This window comes from Janthinobacterium sp. Bl 1 (assembly GCF_058215535.1).
Genome location: NZ_CM177086.1, coordinates 2977639 through 2992900, shown reverse-complemented (window position 1 = coordinate 2992900; position 15262 = coordinate 2977639). Strand labels below are relative to the sequence as shown.

The 15262-nt window shown below is 60.8% G+C and carries 13 protein-coding genes; 6 read left to right on the top strand and 7 right to left on the bottom strand.

Annotation, left to right across the window (positions count from 1 at the left end; translation table 11 throughout):
* Window positions 1-3 precede the first annotated feature (3 nt).
* The 7 genes from tssG to AC4BCN_RS13505 form a co-directional block, all read right to left on the bottom strand.
* Entirely contained in the window at window positions 4-1098 is a 1095-nt protein-coding gene (gene tssG, locus AC4BCN_RS13535; RefSeq protein WP_072453894.1) for a type VI secretion system baseplate subunit TssG, read from the bottom strand.
* Entirely contained in the window at window positions 1062-2906 is a 1845-nt protein-coding gene (gene tssF / locus AC4BCN_RS13530; RefSeq protein WP_338682090.1) for a type VI secretion system baseplate subunit TssF, read from the bottom strand. The genes tssG and tssF overlap by 37 nt, the downstream gene beginning before the upstream one ends.
* Window positions 2907-2908: 2 nt before the next feature.
* Entirely contained in the window at window positions 2909-3397 is a 489-nt protein-coding gene (gene tssE, locus AC4BCN_RS13525) for a type VI secretion system baseplate subunit TssE (protein WP_034752188.1), read from the bottom strand.
* A 146-nt stretch (window positions 3398-3543) separates the two neighbouring features.
* Window positions 3544-4035 (bottom strand): Hcp family type VI secretion system effector, encoded by a 492-nt coding sequence (locus AC4BCN_RS13520; RefSeq protein WP_034752191.1) that lies wholly within the window; start codon window positions 4033-4035, stop codon window positions 3544-3546.
* A gap of 29 nt (window positions 4036-4064) precedes the next feature.
* A complete protein-coding gene (tssC, locus tag AC4BCN_RS13515; protein WP_034752193.1) occupies window positions 4065-5549 on the bottom strand; it encodes a type VI secretion system contractile sheath large subunit in 1485 nt (494 codons plus the stop codon).
* Window positions 5550-5553: 4 nt separating this feature from the next.
* A complete protein-coding gene (gene tssB, locus AC4BCN_RS13510) occupies window positions 5554-6063 on the bottom strand; it encodes a type VI secretion system contractile sheath small subunit (RefSeq protein WP_034752195.1) in 510 nt (169 codons plus the stop codon).
* Between the two features lie 69 nt (window positions 6064-6132).
* Window positions 6133-6714: a tetratricopeptide repeat protein gene (locus AC4BCN_RS13505; protein WP_338682089.1), complete on the bottom strand. Its 582-nt coding sequence runs from the start codon at window positions 6712-6714 to the stop codon at window positions 6133-6135.
* Between the two features lie 359 nt (window positions 6715-7073).
* Here AC4BCN_RS13505 and tssK point away from each other — a divergent pair, with 359 nt between their 5' ends.
* From tssK to AC4BCN_RS13475, 6 genes are all read left to right on the top strand, one after another.
* Window positions 7074-8420, top strand: a complete 1347-nt coding sequence (tssK, locus tag AC4BCN_RS13500) for a type VI secretion system baseplate subunit TssK (RefSeq protein ID WP_034752199.1) — start codon at window positions 7074-7076, stop codon at window positions 8418-8420.
* Between the two features lie 9 nt (window positions 8421-8429).
* On the top strand, window positions 8430-9209 hold the full coding sequence (gene icmH / locus AC4BCN_RS13495) for a type IVB secretion system protein IcmH/DotU (protein WP_070304023.1): 780 nt from the start codon (window positions 8430-8432) through the stop codon (window positions 9207-9209).
* On the top strand, window positions 9209-13015 hold the full coding sequence (locus AC4BCN_RS13490; protein WP_338682088.1) for a type VI secretion system tip protein TssI/VgrG: 3807 nt from the start codon (window positions 9209-9211) through the stop codon (window positions 13013-13015). Before icmH ends, AC4BCN_RS13490 begins: the two co-directional genes overlap by 1 nt.
* A 50-nt stretch (window positions 13016-13065) precedes the next feature.
* Window positions 13066-13503, top strand: coding sequence for a hypothetical protein (locus tag AC4BCN_RS13485; RefSeq protein ID WP_319993063.1), 438 nt, complete (start codon window positions 13066-13068; stop codon window positions 13501-13503).
* A 156-nt stretch (window positions 13504-13659) separates the two neighbouring features.
* Entirely contained in the window at window positions 13660-13893 is a 234-nt protein-coding gene (locus AC4BCN_RS13480) for a hypothetical protein (protein WP_490493513.1), read from the top strand.
* Window positions 13894-14652: 759 nt separating this feature from the next.
* Window positions 14653-15174 carry a hypothetical protein gene (locus AC4BCN_RS13475; protein ID WP_139143435.1) on the top strand — a complete coding sequence of 174 codons (522 nt, stop codon included), beginning with the start codon at window positions 14653-14655 and terminating at the stop codon, window positions 15172-15174.
* Window positions 15175-15262 lie beyond the last annotated feature (88 nt).

The window sequence follows — 15262 nt, the reverse complement described above, 5'->3', positions numbered from 1 at the left end:
GGTTCATGCCAGCGTATGCAATTCGTAGCGCACGTCGCCACGGTCCTGCGCGGCGCCGGCGGTGATCAGGAAACTGTCCCAGCCCAGCCGCCCGCCGCTGCGCGGCTGCTCCAGGGTGACGCCATGCACATCCTCGGCGCGCAGCACCAGCTGCACTTCGTATTCGAGGCACAGGCCGGTAAACATGGTGAGCATTTTTTCCAGCGCGCGCGCGGCCGCCCCGCCCGGCAAAAAGGCGTCAAAATGGGCGCGCGCCAGCGGCCCGACCACCAGGCGCATGCGCAAATCGCGCTGCCAGACGCGCGCGCCGACCAGCGCCGTCGAACCCAGCATCGCGTTCATGCCACCGAGGCTGCTTTGCTGGTCGCGCGGCACGTCGTACCAGCAGCCGACAAACTGGGTCACCTTGATGCTCTGGCCGAAATACGCGGACAATACCTGGCCGATCGCCACCGCCGATGGCGGCCGGTGCCGCATGGCCGCGACAAAAAATCCCACCGACTCGTCGAGGACGCCATCGCCATCGTCGTACAGGCGCTGGCATAGCGACGCATGGCCCAGGCCTGCCAGCGACAGCAGCAGCGGCAGGAATTTGTCCCTGCCATCGAGCTGGTATTTGAGTTCCAGGCGGTACTTGCGCCACGCTTCGTAGAACAGCGCCAGCGCGCGGCTGGAAAAAGTGTCGAGAAAAGCACGCGGTCCTTCGTCCTTTTCATACAGCTGGTGCGCGGCGATGCGTTCCGTGTAATGGGCGGGCAGCGCGCCGGCCACGCCGAGAAAGCCCATGAAGGCCGGCGTGATGCGCACGTATTTCAGTCCGCCGCCCCGCACGGCCTCACCCAGCGCGCGCATGTCGGCCGCCAGGGCGCCCAGCTCGCGCGGTTCGGCCTGCACGGCTTCAAGCTGGCTGGGCGCGAAATTGAGCGACACCGAATTTTGAAAGCGCAGGTAGTTGGCCACCGCGCCCTCGCGCGCCATGCCGTTGCGAACCAGCCAGATTTCGAGCATGCGCACCGCCTGGAAGTACTGGAAGCGGTAGGGCTCGGCGAACAGGCGCTCGATTACACTAGGCTCAAATCGCCGCTGCGTGGTTTGCATCGCAACAACTCCTCTCCCGATTTTTTCGACAGCACCACCAGTTGCGTGAAACTGTTGGCATGCACGTACAGGCCGAGAAAACACTCGACGATATGTGCAAACGCATGGATGCCGCTGCCCACGAAAGCTTCCTCGTCGAGCGTCAGCCGCACTTCCAGGCCGCGCACCAGACAGGCGAAGGGATTGCCGGGAAGCCAGGCGTTGGCCGCCTTGTGGTCGATCGCGGCAATGCCGCTGATCTGCCGTTGCGAGGCCGCCGAGCGGGGCAAGTCATACAGGGTCAGCATCTCCTGGAACGCTTCCAGGCCGCTGCCCGACAGCGACAGATGGTTCAGCGACAGGTGCGAGATCAGGCGCCAGTGCGCGCCGCGGCCCCGCTCGAAGCGGTGCGATTCGGTCGGTTTGCGCAGGAAGTGGATGCTGCGCACGCTCGATCCGCCTTCCAGGAACAGGTCGCCGCCGCGCAGGCCATAGGTGAGTTGCGCCGGCAAGTCGCGGTTGGTGCAGCTCAACTCGAGGCTCAGGGTATCGGTTTCGATCGAGGCCGGGTCGAAATCGATGTCGACGATGGAAATCTCGGTCTCGTAGCCGGGGCTTTTTTCGCTGACGGTGTCATCGCGCCGCATCACCCAGTAATGCCCGTCCTTGGCCGGCATCTGGCCGTGGCGCAGCGAATAGAACGGGCGAAATTCGGTGATCGACTCCCCTTGCGGCGTCTGGCGCACCAGCTTGACCGATTCGATGGCCTGCACCTCGAAGGCATAGGCGCGGCGCGCATCGGCCAGCACCGGATAGCTGGCGGCCGTGTGCGTCAGCCGGATCGGCTCGCCGCGCTGGCGGAACAGGTTGACCACCGGCGTGCAGCCCAGCAGCAGGTTATTGGTCGTCATGGTGCCCAGCATGCGCGCCGTATTCGAATCGGTGCGCAGGCCGGCCAGGGCCAGGTGCAAGGTGATGCGCCGGCAGCCGGACGGCAGCGGCGCGCACAGCGCGGCCAGGTCGATGTCGAAAAAATTGAATTTTTCGGGAAAGCAGAAATATTCGGTCAGCAGCCGGTAGGCCGGATGCGAACGGGCCGAAAACGGGATCAGCGCATCGTCCTCGGCATAGCCGGCGGTGCTGACGGGAAGCTGCGCCAGCGCGTTCCAGCGGCCGCCGTCGTCCGCTTCCACATAGGCCTTGACCGTGCGCATGAACAGCGCGTCGCGCAGCGCCGCGCAAAACGACGGCTCGCCGTCGATGAACACGCGCAGCTTTTTGACGCCCAGTTGCGCCAGGCTGATCTGATCGGCGGTCGTTTCGAGGACGATGCTGACGCTGGAAGTGGCGTTTGGCGGCAGTTGCACCTGCTCGGGCGCGTCGATGATGGCGGCAAACGCCGCATGCGTCAGCGCCAGCGGCGCCACGGTGACCGGATACGCGGTGCGGAAGGTGCATGCGACGCCCTTGACGGGGCGTGTCGCCAGCTCGGTGCCGCGCGCGATCTCGGTGGCGGCCGTCAGCTGCGCCGCCGCGCCGCTGTAGTCGAGGCGCGCGATCGAGCACGAAGGAAATGGCCGCAGGTAATGCGGATACAGTACCTCGAACAGCGCCTCGGTAAATTCCGGGTAGTCGTCATCGAGGCGTTTCGAGATGCGCGAATTGAGCAGCGCGAAGGACTGGATCATGCGCTCGATATGCGGGTCTTCGCAGACTTCGCCGCCGATCAGCAGCCGTCCCGCGATCTTCGGGTAGCGCTCGGAAAACTCGCGCGAATAGCGGCGCAGGAAACCCAGTTCACGTTCGTAGTACGGCAATAATTCTTCCAAGTTCAGGCTCCTTGCGCCGTACGGCGCGCCTTGCTGATCGTGTAATGCAGGCTGGACGGCTGCAGGATGGCGTCGAAGTTGACAGGTTCCTGGGCCGAGTGCACCACCAGTAGCGCGGTAATGGCGAAATTGAGGCGGTTGATCGAGCCTTCCTGGATTTCCAGCGAAGCGCGCACGCTGCGCAGGCGCGGTTCATGGCGCGCGATGGCTTTTTCCAGGCACTGGCAGATATACGCGCGGTCGTCGGAACTCGACAAGCTCAGGCCTGCGAAATCATTGAGGCCGTAGGTGACGATCGAACGGCCGCATTCGGGAAATTTTTTCAGCAGCGCTTCCGGTATCACGGTGCGCGTGTTGAGCAGCGCCTCCAGGTCGCGTGCCACGGTATCTTTCAAATCCTCCAGCGACAGGCGCGAGACGGTGCTACTGGAAGCGCCCTGGACGGGCGTGTCCATCAGGCGGTCGAACAACCCCGGCGTAAAACCCTTCATCGGTATCCTGTCGTTGGCGGTGGGAAGGAACAAAAGGGCGGCCTGCGGCGGCCCTTTGATTCAGAAGCATCAGTCACGCGGGCACAAGCCGGAGTCACCGTCGGCGGCTAGCCGGAACGGCGTCATCCGGCAAGGGCCGTTGTCGATCAAATCGTCTTGTTGGCCGACAGATCCCAACCGCCAGAGGTATTGCCGCCCGAGCCACCACCGACTTTTTGCTGCGTGTATTTCCACTTGACCTTGGAATACTTGATCGACACGTTCTCGCCGAGGATGTCGCCAGCGGCGACGGACGGCGCCACGCTGCTGATCAGCACGTTTTCCAGCTCGATCTCGAAATACTTGATGCGCTCGCCCTGGCCGTCGGCACGCAGGAATTCGAACTTGGCTTTCGGGATCGTTTTACCGGATGAGCAATTTTGCAGCAGCAGAGGCGTGGCGAGGTCGGCCAGCTTGGCGACCACGATATCCTTGTGCTCGGTACGTTCGGCGGTATGGCCGCCGCCGGTCGAGGCGGTGGCGGACTTCGGCTGCAGCACTTCCCACTGGACCGACTTGCATTCGATCCAATCTTTATGGGAGGTGTCGGTGGATTCGCCTTTGATACCATCAATTTGCAAGTAAACGTCGATTGCCATGTCATTCCTTTCGGTTGTTGATGAAAAAATCAGGATTTGGTCGATTGCGGCAGCTCCGCGACCAAACGGAGTGAAACGGACAGCTCATCGAGCTGGAAATGGGGACGCAGGAAGGAAATGGCGCGGTAGACGCCGGGACGGCCCGGCACTTCCGACACCTGCACCGACGCTTCGCGCAGCGGGAACTGGGCCTTCTGTTCCTGGCTGGCGTTATCGTCGAGCAGCACGTATTGCATCAGCCAGCGGTTGAGGAAATCTTCGACGTTGGACGCGGCGGCAAAGCTGCCGATCTTGTCGCGCATCATCGCCTTCATGTAATGGGCGATGCGCGAGACGGCAAAGATGTATTGCAGCTGCGACGACAGCACCGCATTCGCATTGGCGGAATCGGTGTTGTATTTCTTGGCCTTCTGCGCCGACTGGGCGCCGAAGAACGCCGCGTAATCGGTGTTTTTGCAATGCACCAGCGAAATGAAACCCAGGTCGCTCAACTCTTTTTCGCGCCGGTCGGTAATCGCGATCTCGGTCGGGCATTTCAGCGCCACTTCGCCTTCGTCGGTCTTGAAGGTATGCGTCGGCAAGTCTTCGACCAGGCCGCCGCCTTCCACGCCGCGGATCGCCGCGCACCAGCCGTAGTCGTCGAAAGCCGCCGTCAGCTTGGCGCCGAAGGCATAGGCGGCATTGCACCACAGGTATTTCTGGTGGTTGGTGCCATCGACGTCCTCGACGAAATTGAAACCGTCGACGGTGGCGCCATCGGCCGGGTTGAACGGCAGCCGCCCCAGGTAGCGCGGCAGCGTGAGGCCGACGTAGCGCGCATCTTCCGATTCGCGGAACGACTTCCACTTCGCGTATTCGACCGTGTCGAACACCTTGGCCAGGTCGCGTGGTTTGCCGAGGTCGGCATAGCTTTCAAGACCGAACAGTTCGGGCGATGCGGCCGAAATGAAGGGTGCGTGGGCCGCAGCGGCCACATGCGACATCTGTTCGAGGAAATACATGTCCTCGGGCTGGCGCGTAAACTCGAAGTCGCCCAGCAGCGCGCCGAACGGAGCGCCGCCGAAAGTGCCGAACTCTTCCTCATACACTTTCTTGAACATGGTCGACTGGTCGAATTCCAGCGCGCTCTGGAAATCGCGCACCAGCTCGCGCTTGGTGGCGTTGAGCAGCTTGATCTTCAGGTTGGTGCCGGTGGGCGTGTTGTCGACCAGGTGATGCAGGCCCGTCCAGCTGCTTTCCAGCTTCTGGAATTCGGGCGCATGCATGATGACGCTGAGCTGGCGTGAAATCAGTCTGTCCAGCTCGGCAACGCGCGCATCGATGGTGGCCGCCAGGTTGTTCGACACCACCACGGTGCCCTCCATCACCTGGCTGACCAGTTCTGAAATCAGGTCCTTGGCGCGCGCATGCTCGACGCTGGATTTGGCAACCTTGCTTTGTTCGACGATCTGGTCGAGCAAGCCGATATCGGTGGTCGCGGCGGCGCCGGACGCGGGGGTCAGTTGAGCGGACATGGGATCAGTCTTTCTTGGCGGTGGATTGTTGTTCCAGCTGGGCCAGCTTCTCCGTGCTGTTGAGCACGTCGTTCAGGATATCTTCCAGTTTGTCGTTGCCGGCCAGCTTGTTGCGCAGGTCGGCCAGCTTGGTACGCGCCTCGAGCAGGCGGCGCAACGGTGCCACCTGCTCCACCACCGCCTCGGGACGGAAGTCGTTGAGCGACTTGAAGCGCAGGTCGACGCGCAGCTGGCCGCCCTCATCGCTGAGCTCGTTGGCTACGCCAAACGCGGCGCGCGGCTCGACACCCTTGAGCACTTCGTCGAAATTGTCGCGGTCGATGCCGATGAACTTGCGGTCCTTCAGCCGTTTTTGCTCGACTTCGGAATTGCCGCCGAAGTCGCCCACGACGCCCATCACGAAGGGCAGCTCCTTGTTTTCAATCGCATCGCCGATTTCCACGTCATACGTCATCTGCACGCGTGGCGGCCGGACCTTTTGCAGGCGTTTTTGAACACTTTCTTTTTTTGACATGACACATCCCTTCACGAGTAATGGGCGGCATCCGCGATGCCCCTGGTAGATCGCCTTACTGCTTCAGCTTCACTTCAAACCATCGAAGGGATTGGCACTGCTGTCAGCAGTCTTGCTCTGTCCCTTGCGCTGCGAACGCACCGGCGGCTTGTCGCGTACCTGCGCTGCGGCCGGGGCCGGTACCAGCACGGTTTCGCCCAGGCTTTCGCGCAACAGCTTGGCCAGGTCCTGCGATTCGGTGCGCAACGGGCCGGACAGATTGTTCTGGCGGCTCAAGTCGGCCAATGCACGCGTCGACAGGCGCAGTCCGCTGATCGCAATGACGCTGTTGGCCAGCTTGTCAGCCGGGTCGCGCACCAGCACTTCCTGGGCATTGATGATGGCGTCGCCGTACTGGCCCGCCTCATAGCGGGTCTGCGCCATGCGAACCCATGGATGCTTATCGGCTGGAAATTCGACGGCGGCTTGTTTCCACAAACCCATGGCCGCTTCGTTGTTGCCCGAACTGGCGGCCTGGGTCGCCTTGGCCATCAGTTCGTCGAGCGAGGGCGGCGGCGCCGCCGTCTTGACCGCAGGTGCGGTGCTGCAGGCGCTGAGCGTCAATGCGCAGGCAACAGCGGCAAAAAAATGCAATGTGAATTGGCGAGACATGGTCTGATTTCCCTCAAAAAAAAGATGGCGCGGTCATTAAAAAACTTGCAATTTATAGTTGCTAAATTCGTATTTTTGCCGAGACTAACATGGATTTAATATTGACTCCGTTCAATAGAAAATACGCGAAAACTCACATTTCAACCGGCCGCAAAGGCAGGCACCATGCGGGAAACGTACCGTACGCACCTTTCTTCAAGATAATGTTAATGTTGTTGCAGTTGCGAAAAAAGCACATAATTTCCTATTGCAAAGATTGAATGATCGGACGCTCCGGCAACGCGCCGATCGCGCTTCAAAATAACCCGGGAGCGGCAGCGTTCTCCGCGCTTTTACTTCTTCGGAAAAAAGGGCAATCGATGAGCATTACAAGCAAATTGTTATGGGGTGAAGGTCTGTTTCTGCGCCCCCAGCACTTCCAGCAGCAAGACCAGTACCATGAACATCGCCTGCACGAAAGCATCAAGGCGCTGCATCCCTACGCCTGGGGTGTCAACCACGTGCAGATCGACCGCGATGCGCTGAGCAATAACACGCTGCGGCTGCTGGAACTGTCGCTGGTGTTCCAGGACGGCGAAATCTACAACGCTCCCGGCGCCGACGAGTTGCCCGAGGCCCTGGACCTGAGCAAGCTGCTGCAATCGCAGCAAACCGTCACGTTCTATGCCGCCCTGCCCGCCTTCAAGCATTTCGGCGGCAACTTTGCCGCGCCCGACCAGCCCAACGGTGCGGCGCGCTACGGTCAGGCCAACCTGGAAACGCCCGACCTGTACACCCATGCGGCGCAGGCCGAACTGGCCTACCTGCAAAAATCGCTGCGCCTGGTGGCCGAATCGGAACCGCGCGATTCGTATGTGAATTTTCCATTGCTGCGCCTGCGTCGCCTGTCGACCGGCGGCTTCGAGCCGGACCCGTCGTTCGTACCGCCTAGCCTGTCGATCCGCAGCGCCCCGCTGCTGTTCCTGCAACTGCGCCGCCTGATCGATGCGCTGCAGGCAAAGGTCAACGCCCTGTACGGCCACCACCGCGAACCGAGCAAGAATGTGATCGAATTTCGCTCCGGCGACATGTCCTCGTTCTGGCTGCTGCACACGGCCAGTTCGGCGTTCGCCTCGCTCAGTCATTATTTCCATCATCCGGCGCTGCACCCGGAACGCCTGTACGAAGCACTGCTGGCGCTGGCCGGCGCGCTGATGACGTTCTCGAAAACCCATGCGCTGGCCGACCTGCCGGCCTATCAGCATGCCGATCCCGGGCCGTCGTTCGCGCGCCTGCACGCGATCATCCGCGAACTGCTCGATACGGTGATCTCTTCAAAATATTTCGCCATTGCATTGACCGAGGTCAAGCCGTCTTACCATCACGGCAAGCTCGATTCGGGCAAGATCGACGACAAGACGGCGTTTTACCTGGGCGTCTCGGCCGATTTGCCGGGTGTGGAACTGGTGGACGTGGTGCCGCTGCGCTTCAAGATCGGCGCACCCGACGATGTGGAAAAATTCGTGCTGTCGGCCCTGCCCGGCGTGCGCCTGCAGCACACGCCGCAGGTGCCGGCCGCCGTGCCGGTGCGGCCCGATACCTATTACTTCACCATCGAGGCGAAGGGCCAGATGTACGACCGCATGCTGCAGGCCCAGTCGATTTCCATCTACGTTCCGTCCGGCATGCGGGATCTGAAACTTGAACTTGTCGCCATCACTTCCTGAAGATAAACGATGAATGCAAACGCCCCCTCCCTGATGTCCGGCGGCTCCGCCGCTTACGCATCGAGCGTACCGGCCGGCCCGGGTACCGAACACACGCTGACGGACCTGATGTACGACGGTTTCTACGCGCTGTTCATGCTGAAAAACGGCAGCGGCCCGCAAGACAATGCCGACTTCATCAGAAAAATGACGCAATTTCTCGACGAGTTCGGGCACGCGGCGAAAAAACATGCTGCCTCGGCTGATGATATCGATGCGGCCAAGTATGCATTTTGCGCGGCTGTCGATGAAATCATCCTGCGCTCGCCCTATGCCATCCGCGACGAGTGGGCGCGCCGCCCGCTGCAACTGGTGCTGTTCGGCGACCAGCTGGCCGGCGAGAACTTCTTCATCCGGCTTGAAGCGCTGCGCGCGCGCGGCAGCGCGCACCTGCAGGCGCTGGAAGTGTTCCACATGTGCCTGCTGCTGGGTTTCCAGGGTCGCTACATCCTCGAAGGCTCGGAAAAACTGGCCTACCTGACGGCCCGCCTGGGTGACGAGATCGCCCAGATGAAGGGCAAGAAGGCGGGCTTTGCGCCACATGCGGAACGCCCCGACCAGATCGCGCACAAGTTGCGCAACGACGTGCCGCTTTGGGTGCTGTGCTCGGTATTCGCGCTGATCTGCGCACTGGGCTACCTGGGCCTGCGCACCATGCTGGCCAAAAACACCGAACAGCAGATGAACGCCTACAGCGATATCGTCAAGCTGGCGCCGCGCACGGCCAACCTGACCATCACGTTGCCGTAATGAGCGGCCCGGCAACGACAGAAGCTCCTCAGGGCGTGTTCGGCACCGGCCTGTCGCAGCATGCGCGGCTGATCACGCTGGCCACGGCGCAGGCATCGAACCTGCCCGAATCGCTGATGGCCGAGCGCATGAGGGGCCGCGAAGCGGTCAACGAGCTGTTCCGCTTCGAGGTCGATGCCTTGAGCACGGCGGCGGGCCTGGACCTTGCCAGCTTTCTCGGTGAGGAAATCACGCTCAAGCTGCTGCAGCCCGACGGCAGCTGGCGCGCCTGGCACGGACTGTGCACCGACTGCGGCTTTGCCGGCGCCGACGGCGGCGTGGCGCGCTACCGGCTGCGCCTCGAGCCTGCCTTGGCCTTGCTGGGCTTGCGCCGCGACAGCTATATCTTCCAGGACAAGAATGCGCGCGACCTCATCACGGAGCTGCTCGCCGACTATCCGCAGGTGCGCTTCGAATTCGATGTCAGCCAGGAACTGGCACCGCGCCCCGTCTGGACCCAATACCGCGAAAGCGACCTGGACTTCCTGACCCGCGTGCTCGCTTTCGAAGGCCTGAGCTGGCGCTTCGAGCACGAGCAGGACGATGGCGCGGCGCAACAAGGCGAACAACAGAACGCACAGCAGGCCAAGCACAAGCTGGTGATTTTCGACAGCAAGGCAGCCGCGCCGCCGACGCCGGGCGTGGCTGGCCTGCGCTTTCACGGCGTGCGCGCCAGCGATACCGATGACGCCATCGACAGCTTCAGCGCGCGGCGCCAGGTGCGGGCCAATGCGGTCGGCATCAGCAGCTGGGACCCGCAGCAACTGGTGGCACCGGCCGCCGAACACAGCTCGAGCCTGCAGGCGGGCGAGCTGCCACCCCTGCCCCTGTACGACGGGTCCGGCGAACGGCGCCATGCCGACAGTGCTGCCGCCGATCCGCACGGCTTGCGCATGCTGCAGGCACTGGAACTGGAGAACAAGCAGTTCACGGGCGCTGGCGCGGTGCGGCGCATGGCGGCCGGCCACGCCTTTGAGCTGCTGCAGCACGAACAGTATGCCGGTGGCGCCAACCAGTTCACCGTGCTCTGGGTCGAGCACGAGGCACGCAACAACCTGGGGCCGGCCGGCGGCGCGCTGACGACGCTCCTGTCGAAATTATCGACAGTGGCCAGCCTGGGCGACGTCGCCAGCCTGATCGCCGGCCAGCTCGAGGCGGGCACCTACCGCAATACCTTCGCTTGCGCGCGTACCAGCGTGGCCATCGTGCCGCTCGCTACCGCCGCGCGCCAGGCCAGCAGCGCGCTGGGGCCGCAAACGGCGCTGGTGGTCGGCCTGCCCGACAGCGTGGCGACCACCGGGCGCGACCATCAGATACGCATCCAGTTTGCCTGGCAACGGGGCGCCGCCGCCAATCCCGGCGGCATGGCGCACAACACGGATCAGCAGGGCAACGCGCCCGGCAACGAAGCGTCAGGCACCTGGGTGCGCGTTGCCGAAGCCTTGGCTGGCCCGAACTGGGGTTCACAATTTACGCCGCGCATCGGCACCGAAGTGCTGGTCGACTTCATCGAAGGCGACATGGACCGTCCGCTGGTAGTGGCCCAGCTCTATACCGGCAGCGACACGCCGCCCTATGCGGCCGGCGTCGATTCGGACGTCAATCACGCCGGCGTCATTTCCGGCATTCACAGCCACAATTTCGATGGCGGCGGCTATAACCAGTGGGTCATCGACGACACGCCTGGCCAGTTGCGTACCCGCCTGGCGACGAGCAGCGCGGCCACGCAGCTGAACCTCGGTTACCTGGTACAGCAAGGACCCAACACGGCGCAGCGCGGCAGTTACCGGGGCAGCGGCTTCGAACTGCGCACCGACGCCTGGACCGTACTGCGCGGCGGCGAAGGCGTGCTCATCTCGACCACAGCCCGCGCACAGACTGGCGCGGGCATTGCATCTACCCAGCTCGACACCACGGAAGCGTTGGCCCAGCTGAAAGGCGCGGCCGAACTGAACAAGTCGTTGGCCGAGGCCGCGCAACAACAAACCGCCCTGTTCAGCCAGGACGCGAAACAGGCCCAGCTGGACCTGATCAAGCAGATCGATCCCCAGCAAGATGGCAAATACCAGGCCAGCGTGGGCGGACAGGAGGCACTGAAGGCCAGCGCGGGCGAGCGCAAGCTGGCTGCCGACCAGCCGGTGGAAAAATTCGGCCAGCCGCTGGTCGTGATGGAAGCGCCCGCCAGCATCAACTGGGCCACGCCAGGCTCGACCGTGTTGTTTGCCGCCCAGCAACTGCACTGGACGACGCAGTCGGACTTGCACATGACGGCCGGCCACACTTATTCGTCCGTGTCGGCCAGTGCGCATGGCTTGTTTAGCCACACCGGCGGCATCCAGGCGATTGCCGCCAACGGCCCCGTATCGCTGCAGGCGCATACGGGACAACTGGAAATCCTGGCCGACAAGGCCATTACCGTACTCTCGGTCAACGACTGCATCGACATCAAGGCCAATCAAAAGATCACGCTGCAGGCCGGGCAATCGTCGATCACGCTTGAAGGCGGCAATATCACGTTTACCTGTCCCGGCAACTTCACGGTCAAGGGCGGCCAGCACGTGCTCAACGGCGCCGCCAGCGCGGCCGGCGTGCTGCCGGCGCTGCCCGACACGCGCATCAAGCTGTTCGACGAAGGCTTTGTGCTGCGCGACCGCGACACGGGCGAACCGATGCCGCGCCAGCCCTACCGCATCAAGCGCGAAGATGGCAGCTATGAGAGCGGCATGACCGACGAAAAGGGCTTGACGCATGTGATTGCAGCGGCGGCCGCCGAGGCGCTGGTGATCGAGCTGCTGAAAACGATGGGCGGCCAGGGTTCGGCACCGGCACCCGACCCTGCCCCCTCTTCAGCGCCGGCGCCGGTACCAGGTTCGCCAGGGCAGCCGGCAGCCAGAACCAGCACCCCGCCGGAACCGAAATACAAGCCGGCAGGCGACTCCAGCACCACGCCGGTGGACAACAAGCGCCGCAAGGAAGTGCTGGTCAAGCTGCCGGCCTGCTGGATCGCGGACTACGAAAAAGAAATCGCCGGCCCCTCGTATGGCCGCTATGCCCAGCCTTACCAGCACGACGGCACGCCGCACAAATACAGGGACAAGATCTGGTTCAAGCTGTACGTGCCGGCAAAATCGGACGGTCCGGTGGTGGTGGAAGTGCGTTTCAAGGCCATCACGGTACTGGACGCTGCAGGACAGGCGCTGGAAGAGAGCGACAAGGGCACGGAATCGGCGGCGCTGCGCGTCAAGCAGCGCGCCTACGTGGTGGCGCTGGCGCAGAAAAACGCGACGGCCGGCATCGAAGGCAACTGGAACAACAAGTTCCGGCTTGAAATCAATGATCCGCAATGCGGACAAAAGGTGTTGCCCGTGGTTTTCCGCGTCCTCTGGGTTGACGAGAATCAGCACTACACGCTGCAGATCCACAAGCGCTATGACCGCGAAAACGTGACCGGCGACGTCATGAACGTGTCGCTGGCAACGGAACTGACCACGTATGCGCATGAATTCGGACATTGCGTCGGCATGCCCGACGAATACTCGTACACGGAGTTCGAAGAAACGGTACGCTATTTCAAGCCGGACGGCACACTCGACGCGCCCATTGTTTGCCACGTCAACGGCACCTCGCCGCAAGACCTGACGCAATCGATCATGTCGTATGCGGAAGGCGCGCTGATCCTGAAACGCCACGGCTGGAATATCGCAATTGAAGCGCAGGAATTGTTGAGCAAAAAAATTGGCAGGAAAATACGATGCGATATTGTCTGAGCCTCCTTATCTATGCCATGCTGATGGCACTACCATTGAAAGCAAACACCATGACGAGCACCCATGCGCCCCTCTCCATCTCCCTGCAATGCCTGGGCAACGCTGGCTGCGTCTATGAGCGCAAGCCGATCGACGTGCTGGTCACCATCCGCAACGATGGCAGCCGCGATATCGGTTTTCCGCTCGACTACCTGCGCAAGTCGGGCCCGATCGTCAAATTCATCGACACCGATACCGGCGCCGTTACCTATGCCCGCCGTGGCCTGGCCAATCCGGCGCTGAAGACGAAATTCACCACGATCGCGCCAGGCGCCTCGATTTCCATGGAAATCGATATACACCCAACCGACATTGAAACGTTTCGCATCAAAAGAGTCGATATCAGCGTGGAGGTGATATTGAAGGGCGACATACGCATCGATGGCGAAACGGATCTGCAGGACTACCAGGGCGGCGCGAAGATCCGCATCTTTGAAAAAGAGGAGTGAGACGATAGGCTGCCATGCTCGTCTCGGTCTGCCTGACGAGAAATCGCCAGGCGACTGCATATATCACGCAATACCGTCCGACGCTATCTGTGATCGGAAACCACTAAGCCCTCCTATGCGGAGCGGCGATCAGTTAGCGGATTAGACAAATACTCGGTGCAGCTATCCGGGTGGCTCAAGGCCGAAATGACGAAGCCGCGTAAGCAGCGGCACAATTTGAAGCAGATCCATGAGGACCTGAAAGAGCTGGGCTATGCAGGGTCATACGACCGCGTGGCAGCGTTTGCCAGGCAGTGGAAGGCGCGTCAAACAGAGTGGGTCAATTCTGCGAGCAAACGAACACCTGCGCAGCATGTCGAACTTAATCTAGGTCCAGGAACCACCAAATGAATGCTCCATACTGCGTTCTTTCTCTATGGCGGGATAGATGGGGTGTTACCAGCCTATACATGCAGTCTTATAGATCAACGATATTCATGCAAGAGAAGGTAATTTCATCAGGGTAATGATATCCTTGATATTGGTCAAACAATAATCAAAAGATGCGCTTGGAGGCGCCAACAGGACCACAGAATGAATTGTCACCAGTGGTTTGGCCTCTCCCGCACCATAATTCTGCGTAAATAAGAAGTAGATAAATCGTATTGAGACCTTTGGCTTTCTGCCAAGCACCAAGTGGGTGCTGATATCGTTGTCTGATCCTACGACGAGATCGTGCCGGGCCTTCCTATCCCGAGTAAGCAACAGAGCATCTGCTTCTGAGAGCAATAACGGCATAATTGGCTACGATAAAATAGCCCGTCATCTGCTTCGTGCGCTCGGCCAGATGGGGGACTTTGCGCGCTGGTGCTGGAGTAGCAATAGCGATCACGGCTGACGCGACATGGCACCTGACGGCATCACGCCAAAACAGAAGCTTGCCATGGCCGCTTAACCTCTACTTCTAAAGCGCTCTAAAAATGGAGGATTACCAATCATTGCTGGGTATATCGCGCGATCGATTTAAATCTCTAAAATTTAAACATAGGATCTAAAACCGTCAGTGAAATTATGCAATAATTCAAGAGGTTCCGTCATGCCAATTTGAAGTGCGGTACTGTCAACTGCAACACCCAACGCTGATTCTCCTATCTTAGTGAAAATAAACTGATGAAAATTACAAAAATTGTACTGGTCGCATCCCTTGCAGCACTACTTGGAGGCTGCGTGGCACCTCAACGTCCAAGCTTCACTCCGCTGCCATTTGACGCCGTTGAATATGATGCACTTCCTAAAAGTGGCACCGGTATTGTAAAAGGTCAAGTCTTTGCGAAAACAGTGGGCGGCACCGTGAAAAAAGGTGCCGGGAATGCAGTACTTTTAATACCGGTGACAAAGTACAGGCAACAGTGGTACCAGGCGGTACTCATGGAAGGCCGGGCAGCAGCAGTATCTCAGGATCCACGCTACTCGACCTATGATAAAACTAAAACTACTGATGGTGAAGGTCGTTTTGAGTTTAATGAAGTTCCACCAGGTCAATACTATGTACTCAGTAATGTGAATTGGGAAACCATTTCGGATAATGAATATTCACGGCGTTTGGGCCTTCTTGATCAACAAGGCGGCCTGGTTGTGCGAACAGTCGAAGTGAAGAACGGCGCGACAACTGAGGCAATCCTCAACCGCTAAAGTACAGTCGGGCGGCAGCTTACTTGAAATCTTGCCCTGATACAAAGGCAAGTCCAGGTAATTTGCCGCTCAATTGCCTGCTATTCTT